Source organism: Paenibacillus sp. S29, from assembly GCF_049319765.1.
GTDB classification, from domain to species: Bacteria; Bacillota; Bacilli; order Paenibacillales; family Paenibacillaceae; genus Paenibacillus; species Paenibacillus polymyxa_B.
The window spans coordinates 86270-100168 of record NZ_JBMOUI010000008.1; the positions used below are offsets into that span (position 1 = coordinate 86270).

The 13899-nt window shown below is 45.2% G+C and carries 13 protein-coding genes; 11 read left to right on the forward strand and 2 right to left on the reverse strand.

All coding sequences use genetic code 11. The annotated features are described in order from the left end of the window. The first annotated feature begins 29 nt into the window (after positions 1-29). Positions 30-1127: a DUF3900 domain-containing protein gene (locus ACL9RM_RS15260; RefSeq protein ID WP_069289650.1), complete on the forward strand. Its 1098-nt coding sequence runs from the start codon at positions 30-32 to the stop codon at positions 1125-1127. A 119-nt stretch (positions 1128-1246) separates the two neighbouring features. On the opposite strand, the gene ACL9RM_RS15265 is transcribed toward ACL9RM_RS15260, so the two are convergent. Continuing rightward, positions 1247-2176: an L-lactate dehydrogenase gene (locus tag ACL9RM_RS15265; RefSeq protein WP_013310450.1), complete on the reverse strand. Its 930-nt coding sequence runs from the start codon at positions 2174-2176 to the stop codon at positions 1247-1249. A gap of 232 nt (positions 2177-2408) precedes the next feature. On the opposite strand from ACL9RM_RS15265, the gene ACL9RM_RS15270 reads away from it, so the two are divergent. The 10 genes from ACL9RM_RS15270 (at position 2409) to ACL9RM_RS15315 (ending at position 12122) form a co-directional block, all read left to right on the forward strand. Further along, positions 2409-3800 carry an amino acid permease gene (locus ACL9RM_RS15270; RefSeq protein WP_076295092.1) on the forward strand — a complete coding sequence of 464 codons (1392 nt, stop codon included), beginning with the start codon at positions 2409-2411 and terminating at the stop codon, positions 3798-3800. Between the two features lie 163 nt (positions 3801-3963). Then, positions 3964-5214 carry a WD40/YVTN/BNR-like repeat-containing protein gene (locus ACL9RM_RS15275; RefSeq protein ID WP_061828280.1) on the forward strand — a complete coding sequence of 417 codons (1251 nt, stop codon included), beginning with the start codon at positions 3964-3966 and terminating at the stop codon, positions 5212-5214. Between the two features lie 153 nt (positions 5215-5367). After that, positions 5368-5550, forward strand: a complete 183-nt coding sequence (locus ACL9RM_RS15280) for a hypothetical protein (RefSeq protein ID WP_061828281.1) — start codon at positions 5368-5370, stop codon at positions 5548-5550. 189 nt (positions 5551-5739) lie between these two features. After that, a complete protein-coding gene (locus ACL9RM_RS15285; RefSeq protein WP_013371386.1) occupies positions 5740-6135 on the forward strand; it encodes a DUF2500 domain-containing protein in 396 nt (131 codons plus the stop codon). A gap of 136 nt (positions 6136-6271) precedes the next feature. Beyond that, entirely contained in the window at positions 6272-7021 is a 750-nt protein-coding gene (locus ACL9RM_RS15290) for an SDR family NAD(P)-dependent oxidoreductase (protein ID WP_250261242.1), read from the forward strand. A gap of 120 nt (positions 7022-7141) precedes the next feature. Next, the gene (locus ACL9RM_RS15295) at positions 7142-7564 is read left to right on the forward strand and encodes a cell wall hydrolase (protein ID WP_061828283.1); all 423 of its coding nucleotides are present in this window, start codon (positions 7142-7144) and stop codon (positions 7562-7564) included. A 56-nt stretch (positions 7565-7620) separates the two neighbouring features. Further along, positions 7621-8076, forward strand: a complete 456-nt coding sequence (gerQ, locus tag ACL9RM_RS15300; protein ID WP_061828284.1) for a spore coat protein GerQ — start codon at positions 7621-7623, stop codon at positions 8074-8076. A gap of 388 nt (positions 8077-8464) precedes the next feature. Next, positions 8465-9766, forward strand: coding sequence for a hemolysin family protein (locus tag ACL9RM_RS15305; protein ID WP_254325702.1), 1302 nt, complete (start codon positions 8465-8467; stop codon positions 9764-9766). 193 nt (positions 9767-9959) lie between these two features. Next, positions 9960-10967, forward strand: a complete 1008-nt coding sequence (gene bioB, locus ACL9RM_RS15310; RefSeq protein ID WP_061828285.1) for a biotin synthase BioB — start codon at positions 9960-9962, stop codon at positions 10965-10967. A 36-nt stretch (positions 10968-11003) separates the two neighbouring features. After that, entirely contained in the window at positions 11004-12122 is a 1119-nt protein-coding gene (locus tag ACL9RM_RS15315; RefSeq protein ID WP_165176913.1) for a glycerol dehydrogenase, read from the forward strand. A gap of 438 nt (positions 12123-12560) precedes the next feature. On the opposite strand, the gene ACL9RM_RS15320 is transcribed toward ACL9RM_RS15315, so the two are convergent. Further along, complete coding sequence (locus ACL9RM_RS15320) at positions 12561-13793, reverse strand: aminopeptidase (protein WP_250268468.1); 1233 nt, start codon at positions 13791-13793, stop codon at positions 12561-12563. Between the last annotated feature and the right edge of the window lie 106 nt (positions 13794-13899).

Sequence of the window (13899 nt, forward strand, 5' to 3'; positions counted from 1 at the left end):
ATGCCTGAAAAGGAGCGAATGGAACATAAATGAACTTTCAAGTGGATTTTTTATCTTTTTTTGTAATTCAGGTAGATGGAAAAGAAGGACAGGGTGGTAAGTCCTATAAGCATTACGCTACAATGGACGACTACGATTATGACGAAAGCGATGTTAAAAAATTTCTGGACGGGGAATTTACTCGTATTAGCAAGCGGAAGGTTGAAAAAAATCCCAGCACAGAGCAGGCACCGACCAAAATCGGCCGCTTTATCGTCGAACCGGAGCATGAATTGAGCAGTAATCCGAATTTCAATATGTTCGCCCGACTGCGGGCAGCAGAGGATAAGGAAGATTTTAAAAATGCTTGTGACGATCTGGTGCGGATGTATCTGGATACGAGCGCAGTACGCGGCGGAGCGCTGATCATTGTACAGGCTACCTTGAATACACACTCGGATGATCCGTTTATTTTTGTGCTTAAATGTGATTTTGAACCTAAAATTGCCAGAATTACTGAAAGCAGTCTGGTGAGTGAGGTCGAAATGGCTATTTCTGCCCGTAATATGAAATCCATCATGTATCCTTACATGCTTGAGGAGGGGATGAACGATGAGTGGGAGCTTAAAATTCACCAGTCTTCGCATGCCCGGTATTTTGAAGATTTTTTGAAATTCGTGACCTATGAGCAATCCATGCCCGAAATTGTCAATGAGCATGTCATGGGCTTCGTTCAGAACTATGTAGAAACCAAATGGCCGGATGCATCTAATGAGGAAAGACAACAGGAAGAGCGTGATCTGGAATTGTGGGCGGCTAGCGAAAAACGGGATTTGCAAGGGAAATGGGAACCCCTTCAGGTCGTAGAGGCTGCACAGCATATTGTCGAGCTGAAACCAGAAATTGAAGTTCGTTTCAAACTAGATGATACGGCCGTGCGTGGGCTACTGTCCGACTTTGGCGCCAAGCTGCACATCACGAAACTTCATGATAGATATGCACTTATTATTGAAGGCGATGCATTTACGTTTGAAAAGGGATTTTCACCGATTGAGCTGCTCCAACCTGAATCGTTTGAAACGGTGGCTGAGCGGCTAAAAGAGAAACGCCAGCATGAAAATGAGGATGGCGATACGCCACCTTGGTAATTCGAATGCAAAGCAAGACGACAAATTGAACTTTTACATTATAATGACTAAAATAACTGGCCTCTCAACGGATATTACCGCTGTGGAGGCCAGTTTTGTTTAGCTTTTATGTTCCCAATCTACATATGAACTTTGCTAATTTGATCTTTCAGCTTGTCCGCAGATTGAAGCAACCTGGCACGTTCCTCGTCATTGAGCGGAAGATCCAAAATTTCACGTACCCCATTGTGATCTACGATACTTGGAACACCTAAATATACGTCAGATACTCCGTTATAATCTTCCAGCAAGGTGGACACATTAAGTACCGACCCCTCGTCACCGAGAATGGCGGCTACGATTCGGTCGAGAGCCAGCCCTATAGCATAAGAAGTTGCGCCTTTAGCATCTATAATTTCATAGGCAGCATTCTTGGTATTTTCAAAAATTTCATTTTTCGTTTCTTCACCCAGTTCCAGCGGAGTTCCAGCTACGTTGGCTGTGCTCCATACAGGTAACTCAGAGTCACCATGTTCTCCAATAATATGGGCGTGGATGCTTCGTGGATCGATGCCTTTTTGCTTCCCGATCAGATAGCGGAAGCGTGCGCTGTCCAGCAACGTTCCTGATCCAATGACTCTGCTTGAAGGCCAACCACTGCGTTTCCAAGAGATGTAGGAGAGAATGTCCACTGGATTGGTTGCGATCAGCAAAATGCCATGTGTATTGACCTTGACGATATTATCAATAATACTTTCAAAAATTTCGGCATTACGCTTCAGTAAATCAATGCGCGTTTCTCCCGGCTTTTGTGAAGCGCCCGCTGTAACAATAATGATATCTGCATCACGGCAGTCTTCATAATCACCTGCCCACACTTTGACACCACCGAGAAAGGGAAGCCCATGATTCATATCGAGCATTTCCCCCTTCGCCTTTTTGACGTTGACATCAATAAAGACAAGTTCTGACATGCGTTGGCGCAGAAGTAGGGTATAGCCGGTTGTTGTGCCAACCGCTCCCATGCCGACAATGGCCACTCTACTTCGTTTGTAAGGTTTTAAGCTCATAAAATCCTCATCTCCTTCTCGGGTTGTATACCTTTTCATTTTGGGATATTACTTAAAAATTTATCTTTCCAACTCAGTGTACCCTATATACTAACCCACCGCAAAGAAATATGACATTTTTCCTTGACTTCAAAGGCGAGCTCGCTAATAATTAATCGAATGATAAGAACACGCACTAAAGCGTTGCAGCACCGATATTGACGCATGAAATTATGGAAAGAGGATTCGGCATATGGACTTATTTCGAAAAAAAACAGGACTGCTCCCGCATGAGGAAAGCGGATCTACAGGTCGCTTAAAGAGAACAATGGGTGCCTTTGATCTCACCATGCTAGGTGTAGGATGTATTATCGGTACCGGGATTTTTGTTATTACTGGCAAGGCAGCAGCAGAAAATGCAGGTCCTGGATTGATGCTCTCCTTTGTTATTGCAGGTATTGCCTGCGTACTAGCAGCCTTGTGCTATGCGGAGCTTTCATCTACAGTTCCCGCAGCTGGGAGCGCTTATGCGTATAGTTATATTGTATTTGGAGAAATTTTGGCCTGGGTACTGGGGTGGGACCTAATTCTGGAATATGGAGTGGCGGCCGCCTCTGTGAGTAGTGGATGGTCTGCTTACTTTCAAGGCTTGCTGGCTGGATTTGATGTACATTTACCGCTGGCTTTAACCGCAGCCTTCGATTCGACCAAGGGAACCATTATTGATCTACCAGCCGTGTGCATCATTATGCTCATCACATTGTTACTGAGTCTCGGAGCCAAGGAGACGGTCCGATTTAATTTAATAATGGTTTGTGTTAAAGTCGGAGTTGTATTGCTATTTATTGGGATCGGTATCTTTTATGTTAAGCCTGACAACTGGACACCATTTTTGCCTTATGGATTTTCTGGTGTTTTGAGTGCTGCGGCAATCGTATTTTTTGCTTATCTGGGTTTCGACGCCATATCAACTGCAGCCGAAGAGGTTCGCAATCCGCAACGGAATATGCCCATCGGTATTATCTCTTCTCTAGCGATCTGCACAGTACTGTATATTGCGGTTTCAGTTGTGCTAACGGGAATGGTACCTTATACGCAGTTGGGGGTAAGTGATCCTGTTGCGTTTGCTCTCCGCTTTATTCATCAGGATTTCGTAGCCGGATTGATTTCAGTCGGTGCGATTGCGGGGATGACGACCGTTTTATTGGTGCTCTTGTATGGTCAAACGCGGTTAATTTTCTCCATGTCACGTGATGGCCTTTTACCCGTTTTTTTATCTAAAATAAATGCCAAAACTCAAACGCCAATTCGAAGCACTTGGCTGGTGGGCAGCATTATCGCATTGGCTAGTGGATTGTTCCCGTTACATGCACTGACCAATCTGACGAGTATTGGAACCCTATTCGCTTTTGCTGTGGTATCGGTAGGAGTTATCGTTCTGCGCAAGAAACGCCCTGATTTGAAAAGAGGCTTTACCGTGCCGTGGGTTCCGTTGCTCCCACTTTTAAGTGCTTTGGTTTGCATCGGTCTGATGCTTCAGCTTCATATTAGCACCTGGATTGGATTCATTGTGTGGCTCCTGCTTGGATTGTTGATCTATTTCTTCTATGGATACCACAAAAGTTTGTTGAACCGTAAATCTTAATAAATTCTAGTATAAAAAGAGCCGGCATCCTGCACTTTTGTGGAGGGTCCGGTTTTTTTTGACATTACGCGAAAAGTGTCACATAGAGTCGTTTATGGTATAATTCTGTTTCAGATAAGCTTTTGGCACGTGATTACAGCATGCCATCGAGGGAGGATTTTATATGAAACTGCGCTGGCGTGCGCTCTTGGGGGGAGTACTGCTGCTGACGGGCATTCTACTGACTGCCTGTTCTGCTGAAGCCCCAGATACGTTAACTAAACCTCCGATTGAGGAACCTGATGACCAGGGTCAGACAATTACAATTAATCCACCAGTGACTCCAAAGGTGGGCGATCCCAACGCCAAATATGTAGTACAGACGCGAATAGCAGATTTTCATTTAATTGATAACAATAAAGGGTTAGTTTGGGGGGTTACCCATAATGAGCTCCGGCTTTATGATACTCATGATGGCGGAAAGACATGGAATAATATTTCCCCCTCCGAAAACGTCCAATTTCAAGACAAGCTTGAATATGGAAAGGACATCAGTTTCACTGATTCTCGTCACGGTTGGGTTGTCCGTCAAAATTTGGACAAAACAGCAACCGTCATTCTGAGAACAGCAGATGGAGGACAGAGCTGGGATGTTTCAGCGCTTCCAAGCGGGGACCATGTGAGCTCGATTCAATATGTAAATCCAACTACTGGCTGGATCATGGCATATGTAAATCTGAATGAGCAGGATCAACAAAAACTGTTGTATCACACCGCTGACGGGGGAGCCACATGGAATAAAGTTGCGCAAAGTTCGGGTATGACATCCAACAAATCAGGCTCAGGTTTACCCGATCGGGGCAGCCTGGCGGGGATGAGCTTTTCTTCCAACAATCAGGGGTTTGTAGCGATCAATCTGGATAACAGTGTTAAGTTGTACAAGACTTTGAACCAAGGGAAAACCTGGACTCCGGTAGCTAACAGAATACAGGGCTGCCCTCAGGCCAAAGCAGAAGCCCAGCAGTCTCTGAAAGGGAGCAGTGCCTCGTACTGGATTCCAGTTCTTTGCTATGGGGATAAGGCCATAAAATATAACGGACTGTTTACAAACGATACAGGGACACAATGGAACGGTGTGCCTTTGGGTCTGAGTAGCAACATTAATTCTATTATCCCTGGCCGTACGTTTTTAAATGAAAAGGAAGGGTGGATCATAACCGAGACCGGAATGAGCCGTACAATGGATGGGGGGAAGACGTGGACAAGTCTCACAGGCAACAAAGTGCTACCTTTGAAGCTAAAAGACTACCCACGATCGGTTAAGCTCCGTTTCGCTTCTTCTTCGGTGGGTTGGCTTCTTTTGGAACGCCTTGATGACAAGAAGTCACTGCTGCTGAAAACGACGGACGGCGGTGCGAACTGGAGAATTTTATAATCGCTATAAAGGTGATTGCCCTGGGGTGTTTTTCCCAGGGCATTTTATTTTTAAAAAATTTAAATTTTATACGACTTTATGTGAAAAAAATCACAAACTAACGAATAAGCCGCTGTTATACTAAACCTGTAAACAATGATAGGAGTGATAATCATGAGAGCGAATCAGGATCATATGTTAACCCAATACTACCTTCAATTTTGTTATACTTGCCAGGATGCCTATGGTTGCACGACTGAAGAGGACTGCAAGCAGTGTGCAGAGCGTTACGCTGAAGACGAAAATCATGAAGTTCTGGATGAAACACAACGTTATCTCCAGCTTGTACATGTGTAAATCGATGTATCATTCTGATATCGCCATATCTTGAGCCCTCCCGGATAATTCCGTGGGGGCTCTTGGCGTTCTTAAGGGTTGCTATCAAATTTGGGCAGGAACATACATATACTGTTATAGAAAGCTTAGGTCAGGTCAGGATGCCCGGTAGTTTCCCTGTGAAATGCCTGGCGGAGAGGAGTGCGGTGCATGGGTTTTGAGTCATTATGGATGTTCGATTGGCTGGGCACGGTACTGCCCGTATTTTTCGTTGTCGTGTTGGGTATTGTCGTGTTGTCTGCAGGCAGGGAAGTCATGGAATGGAGTCGGAATAAAAGGCAGCCTGTATTGACGGTCGGTTCCCGAATTACAGCCAGAAGGACACATCTCCAACAGAGGCGGCAGGAGGAACAAGGGACTCGTACCTATACTTTCTATTACGTAACCTTCGAGGTGGAAAGTGGCGACCGGATGGAGTTTAAGGTATCTGGGGAAGAATATGGTCAATGCGCTGAAGGGGATGAGGGACGGCTTACTTTTCAGGGTACAAGGTATATCGGGTTTCAGCGACTTAATCGCTATAGCTTGGAACAGGTTAAAATGTAGAATTCAGTCTAATTATTTTTTGGATTCATTTACAGCCTTCTGCGAGAAGCCAGGGTAGGGGGCTGTAGATGTTTCTTGTACAGTCCAATTTGGTACATATATACTAGAACAGAGTAGTTCAGAGGAGGAATGATTTGTGTCATTTGAGGGACAAGTTGTTATTGTAACAGGAGCGGCGCATGGCATCGGGAAAGAAGTCGCTTTTGCCTACGCTGCTCAGGGTGCCCATGTTGTATTTGCCGACCACAATGAGGAGGAGGGTGCAGCAGCCGCTGCAGCGGCCCGGAACGAGGGCTATCAGGCCATTTTTATTCCTTGTGATGTGCGGAAGGAAGAAGATATTGTAGCGCTAATCCGTGCCACGGAAGAAGAATACGGTACGATTCATACGCTAATTAACAACGCTGGCGTGTCCAAATGGAAATCTCCTTATGAGTTAACGATAGCAGAATGGGATGACATTCTAAATACAAACGTACGCAGCTGTTTTATTGCCACTAGGGAAGCAGCTAAGGTGATGAAACGAAACGCAGAAGGTGGCTCTGTGGTCAATATGACCTCTACACGAGCTTTCATGTCAGAGCCGGATACAGAAGCCTACGCGGCATCCAAAGGAGCGATTGCGGCCCTTACACACGCGATGGCCATATCGCTAGGAAAGGACGGGATTCAGGTCAATTGCATCAGTCCAGGGTGGATTGAAACCGGGGATTATGATCAACTGCGTGCAGAAGACCATCAACAGCATCCGTCTGGGCGAGTAGGAACCCCTAAGGACATCGCACGGGCCTGTCTGTATTTGACACAACCCGGCAATGATTTTGTAACAGGCACGAATCTGGTAGTAGATGGTGGCATGACGCGTAAAATGATTTATGAGCCATAATAAAAGCCTGAATGAGTAGTCCCAGTCTTGGGGCTATTTTTTTATTTTTCTGGACTGTCACCCATTGGGCATTTGTACCATACGATAGGGTATGTGATGGAGAAGCGAGGAGGGGACGCGGTGGCTGTAATCAAGACCAACTCAGAAGATGTAAGGACCCTCGCCCGGCTGATGCGGGCTGAGGCTGAAGGTGAAGGCGAGATGGGTATGCTCATGGTTGGCAATGTCGGTGTGAACCGAATTTTATCCAATTGCCTAGATTTCCGGGGGATACGCCTTATGAATGACATGGTGTTTCAAAGCCCCGGAGGTTTTGAAGCCACTCAGAAGGGGTATTTTTATCAGAAAGCCCGTGATCGGGACATTCGACTTGCCCAGCGTGTAATCAATGGAGAAAAGCTACATCCGGCATCCAATGCATTATGGTTTTTCAGACCAGCAGGAAACTGTCCGGGCACTTGGTATGACCAGACCAATACCGGGCGTTTTAAAGCCCACTGCTTTTTTAGCCCGTCTGTACAGGATTGTCCTAATGTATATTAGACACTTTACAGAATGGCTTGAAGAATTAAATTAAAACCATTTTAGGAGGAATTTACATGATTTCACAGCAAGCTTACCGTCCCGTATCTTATGCTTCCGGCAACGGATATCCCGAATGGCCAAGAGGGATGGCTCCAATGGGAACCATGCAGCCTATGACTGGCTTTCCACCTCAAGTAAGTAGTGGCAGCCCTATGACACCAACGGGTACCGTAGTGCAGGTTCAGACTCCGCAATACGAGCAATCATACATCGAAAATATTTTACGCTTGAACTTAGGCAAAACGGGAACCTTTTATATGACCTATGAAAATAACCGGGAATGGAATGCGAAAATATTCAAAGGCATTCTGGAAGCAGCAGGTCGGGATCACATTATTATTAGTGATCCGGCGACAGGCAAACGGACCATTCTGCTGATGCTAAACCTGGACTATGCAACGTTTGATGAGCCATTGTTGTACCAATATCCCGGCGTCATCGGGAATCCGGGTGCATCCCCGGTTCGCTGATGCCTTCATATATATGAGTCTACATCCTCTGCCAGACGGCAGGGGATGTATTTTGTTTATAATCTTTCTCAAATATAGTAGCTTTCTTGGTGGTAAGCGGAGAAAACGAGAGCTTTACGACCTAAATGATAGGGGAGCTGTTTTTTCTGACATTGCTTGTGGTTTGACTGTATAGAGTATAGTTATATAATTAAATATAAGCTGATGAATGATCTAATCATTTATGCGGAATATGGCTTTAGAAGCCGGAGGGAGTGAATGTGTTGGGAAGTTGACGCTGCTTATGATGTGTTATCGTTCTGTTTATGATGAAACTATCCGAAGGAGGTGCGCCTGTCTGCCGTAATGACGGCTGATGGGGAGCATATTGAGTGACCCTTTACCGAGTATGTTTAACTTATTTATTGTTTTTGCATTAGTACTATTGAATGGTTTTTTTGTATCTGCGGAATTTGCCATGGTGAAGGTCAGAGGCAGCCGTATTGAAACATTGGTGGAAGCGGGCAATAAAAAGGCCGTGTACGCCGCCAATATGTTACACAACTTGGACGCTTATTTGTCTGCCTGCCAGTTGGGTATTACACTAGCATCGTTGGGACTAGGATGGATCGGAGAGCCGGCCATCGCACATTTGATCGAACCTGTATTTACAGCCGCTGGATTAGGAGCGGTATATGTGCACGGTACTGCCGTGGTTATTGCATTTATTGTTATTACGATTCTGCATATTGTGTTGGGTGAATTGGCGCCCAAAACGATAGCTATTCGTAAATCTGAGACCATTACGCTGTATTCAGCCATGCTGATGACTTGGTTTTACAAGTTGATGTATCCATTCATATGGGCGTTAAATGGAATGGCGAACAGCCTGCTGCGTTTATTCCGTCTGGAGCCGGTATCTGAAAATGACGATTCCGCGCATACCGGAGATGAAATACGCATTCTGATGAAAGAAAGCAATAAGAGCGGACTAATTGATAATACGGAATTGGCGCTTGTTGATAATATATTTGATTTTACCGACACGACCGCCAGGGAAATCATGATTCCGCGAACTGAGATGATCTGCTTATACAGTAATGAGTCCACAGAAGAAAATCTCGCGATTGCGACGGAAAGCATGAGAACCCGTTATCCAATCTGCGCCGAAGATAAGGACCATATTATCGGCTTTATCCATATTAAGGACCTTCTACGGGCGAACACACTGGATACCCGTACGATGATTCGACCGATTCTTGCTGTCCCTGAATCTACGCAAATTAGTGATCTGCTCAAACGCATGCAGCGTAGCAAGACGCAAATCGCAATTTTGATTGATGAATATGGCGGTACATCGGGTATGGTAACACTGGAAGATATTATGGAAGAAATCGTTGGTGAAATTCAGGATGAGTTCGATCAGGAACGTCCGAGTTGTGAGCAGATTAATGACGAGGAATTTTCCATTGACGGCATGTTATTAATTGATGAAGTGAACGATCGCTTTGGACTGGATCTGGATCATGAGGATTATGATACGGTAGGGGGCTGGCTATACTCACATGTCGAGGTTATTCCTCCACAGCCTGGCCAGACTGTAGTGTTTGAGGGATGTATGTTCACGGTAGAAGAAGTTGAAAACAAGCGGATTTCACGTATTCGGCTGATAAAACAGCCTATTATCTTGGAAGAAGCAGGAGTCTCATAACGGAATACGGAATAAATCTTGAGAGCGACCTTGAACGATGTGGGGTCGCTTTTTAATTTGCCTCCTTTACAGAAAGGACATGAATTGATATGATGTTCGTGTTATTGTCAACCTAATTATGATCGACTGGGTTGACAATAACAAAGGAATTTCCTCTACTTACATGATTATTAAATTTTGGGAGGCAAGAAGTATGAATTTACTAAACGAGGTTATAGATTGGGGCTTGTTGGCTGAAAAAGCGATCCAAGGCAGCCGTATATCGCTGGAAGAAGGTATGGAGGTACTGGAAGCCGACGATGAGGAATTATTACCGATTATGCAAGCTGCATTTCAGGTGCGACATCACTTTTATGAAAAAAAAGTAAAGCTCAACATGATCATCAATGCCAAAAGTGGCCTGTGCCCGGAGGATTGCGGTTATTGCTCACAATCTATCGTATCCACGGCGCCTGTGAGCAAGTACAGTATGCTGGACAAGGAATCACTGTTGGCTGGAGCTAGGGAAGCAGTAGCGCGGAGAGCAGGGACGTATTGCATCGTAGCTTCCGGCAAAGGTCCAACAGATCGAGAGCTGGATCAGGTGATTGAGGCAGTACAAGAAATTAATCGCACGATGCCGCTCAAAATTTGCGCCTGCTTAGGGATTCTCAAGGGAGATCAGGCACGGCGGTTGGCAGAGGCTGGGGTACATCGATACAATCATAATTTAAATACAAGCAAGGCCAACTATCCTTCGATTACAACCACACATACATACGATCAACGCGTCGAAACTGTGAAAATGGCTCAATCTCACGGAATGTCTCCATGCTCTGGCGTTATTATCGGGATGGGGGAAACGAATGAGGAAATCGTACAAATGGCTTATGCCTTACGGGAGTTAGATGCTGACTCTATTCCGGTTAACTTTTTGAATCCAGTCCCTGGAACCCCGTTGGAAGGAGCAAAGCGAATATCACCTATCCAAGCTTTGAAGGTGCTGGCACTGTTCCGCTTCATCTGTCCATCCAAAGAAATACGCGTTGCAGGTGGAAGAGAGTTGAATTTACGCTCGTTACAACCGCTATGCCTGTATGCAGCGAATTCAATTTTTGTAGGAGATTATTTAACGACAGAAGGCCAAGAGGTCACATTTGATCATCAAATGATTGAAGATCTTGGTTTCGAAATTGAGATGTGTGCCCTTTCAACCGTATAATAGAAATTGTACAAACTTGGAAGGGAGAGTTAAACGATGAGCGAAAAAGTATTTATTAGTCCAGGTAAATATGTGCAAGGGAAAAATGTGATTGATAAAACAGGTGAGTATGTTAAGCCATTAGGTCATACTGCCTTGGTTATTGCGGACAAGCTGGTTTGGGAGATTGCAGCCGACCGCGTAGTAAAAAGTCTGGAACAGGCTGATATTACGGCGGTTAAAATTGAGTTTCAAGGGGAAGCATCGAAAAATGAAGTCAACCGTATTGCGGATCAGGGACGAAGCGCCCAGGTCGATATTGTCATTGGTGTAGGTGGTGGTAAAACGCTGGATACGGCCAAAGCCGTTAATGAACTACTCGGTTCCTCAGTTGTGATTATTCCAACGACTGCTTCTACAGATGCTCCTACGAGTGCACTATCTGTTTTGTACACCGATGAGGGTGCATTTGATACGTATACCTTTTTCAGTAAAAATCCGAGCCTGATCCTGGTGGACACGAAAGTCATTTCTCAAGCGCCGCCCTTGTTCCTCTCCTCAGGCATTGCAGATGCCATGGCAACGTGGATTGAGGTCCGTGCGGTCATTGAAGCTCGCGCAACGACAATGGCTGGTGGTTTGCCAACCTTGGCGGCAGAAGCCATTGCGTCCAAGTGTGAGGAAGTTCTTTTCGATTACGGTCTGCAGGCTTATGAATCCGTGAAACGCAAAGTCGTCACGCCTGCGCTTGAAGCGGTAGTCGAAGCCAATACGTTGCTAAGCGGTTTGGGCTTTGAAAGCGGCGGTTTGGCAGGCGCACATGCGATTCACAATGGTTTTACCGTTCTGGAAGGGGATATTCATCACCTGACACATGGTCAGAAGGTAGCTTTTGGCACCTTAGTCCAGCTTGCCTTGGAAAAAAGACCTTTGTCCGAGGTGGAGCGGTATATTGACTTTTATCTAAAACTCGATCTGCCTGTCACGCTGGAAGACATTAAGCTACAGGAAGCTTCCCGAGAGGATTTGTACAGGGTAGCCCAGGCTGCTACCAAAGAAGGCGAAACTGCTCACAATCTACCATTTGCTGTCACAGCGGATGATGTGCTTGATGCGATTTTAGCAGCTGACCAATATTCACTTGTCTACAAGGCTAAAATTGGACATAAAAGCTAACCTCATACGAAATAAAGTAGATTCAAAGGTCGCTGATCAGCGACCTTTTTTCCATTTTTTATCTTGCAACTTATGTTATAAGGTGTATATCTTGGGTCCAATCAACCTTATGTTCCTGTGAGTAAAGTTCCGGGCTGGAGTTGGGCTTTTGTCGTGGTCAGCTTGGTTATAGGATTGCTATTTTCGGGGATTTTCGGTGTGTGTATAGGAATATTGGGCAGCATGTTTTACGTGAAATCATCTTTATCCATGCATCAAACCACCAATCGAAGAGTTGTAAATTGCCTTATTGTCTTTTTCATCATCAGCGTGATACAAATTGTTTTTGGAGTTGCAGCGAATTCTTGGTTAACACGTTGTAAAATAGATCTAACATAGCCTATAGGAAGAAGCAAGAAGGCTCTCACGCATAAAGCGGTGGGAGCCTTTTTTGCCGTGTTAGATCGCCCAATTTCCTTTACGGAAGATAGGTTCCTCAGTACCGTCCTCGGTAACGCCGTTAATGTCCATTTCAGCTGAACCGATCATAAAGTCGACGTGAGTCAGGCTGGAATTCAGGCCGTTGGCAGCCAACTGCTCTTGAGTCATATCCTTGCCGCCTTTAAGGTTAAATGCATAAGCATTACCGATGGCCAAGTGGTTAGAGGCATTTTCATCAAACAACGTATTATAAAATAAAATATTTTTATCAGAGATAGGTGACTTGTGAGGTACAAGAGCAACCTCCCCCAGATAGTGTGAACCTTCATCCATTTCTACGAGATGCTGAAGAGTTTCCAAACCGGTTTCTGCCTGTATATCGACAATACGTCCATTTTCAAAAGTCAGTGAAAAGTTGTCGATGATATTTCCGCTGTAGCTAAGTGGCTTGGTGCTGCTGACCTTACCGTTCACTCCCGTTTTGAGCGGAGCTGTAAACACTTCCTCGGTAGGCATATTGGCTACAAAAGTATGTCCCTGTTGGTTGACGCTTTCGGCTGCTACCCACAGATGATCTTTTGCCAATTCGATGGTGAGGTCTGTGCCTGGAGCCAGATAATGCAGCTTTTTATAGCGTTTGGCATTTAAAATATCAGCTTTGCTGGAAAGGGTTTTCAAATGCTCTTTCCACGCCTCCACAGGGTTATCCAGATCCACACGCACGGTGCTGAAAATGGCATCCCACAGTTTATCCATTTGCTCTGAAGCTGGCAGATCAGGGAATACTTTGGCAGCCCACTCTGCTGAAGGATAAGCAATCAGAGACCAACTGAATTTGTCGGCCATTTGATACTCACGATATTGACGTAATTCATGTGACCGCACACGCTGGGCAGCAGTAATTCGGCTGGACGGAATTCCCTGAAGCAAATCCGGATTTTCTGCAATGACATGCAGTACAGCTGCGCCATTTTCGACCTCTTCAGTCATTTCGGCTGCGTACCATTTGGGAGCAATATTAAAAGTTTCATCAGGAGCTAGTTCATACTGTAATCGAGTAATAGTCTCATCACTCCATTTTACTGTAACCAGCTTGGCCCCAGCAGTATACGCTGATTTGACGATAAGCCTCACGAGTTCGGCGGACAAAATTGGTGCATGAACGATGAGTGTCTGCCCAGGATGGACATTGGCGCCGACCCGAACGGCTAACTCGGCATATTTTTGCAATTTTTGTTGAAAATCTGACATGTAACTTTCCTCCATTTCACGAAAAGCCTTAAACAAGGCTTGGGTAACTTGCACAGTTTTTTTGCAAATTCCACACTTAGCTTATATATTGTACAATGTAACGAAA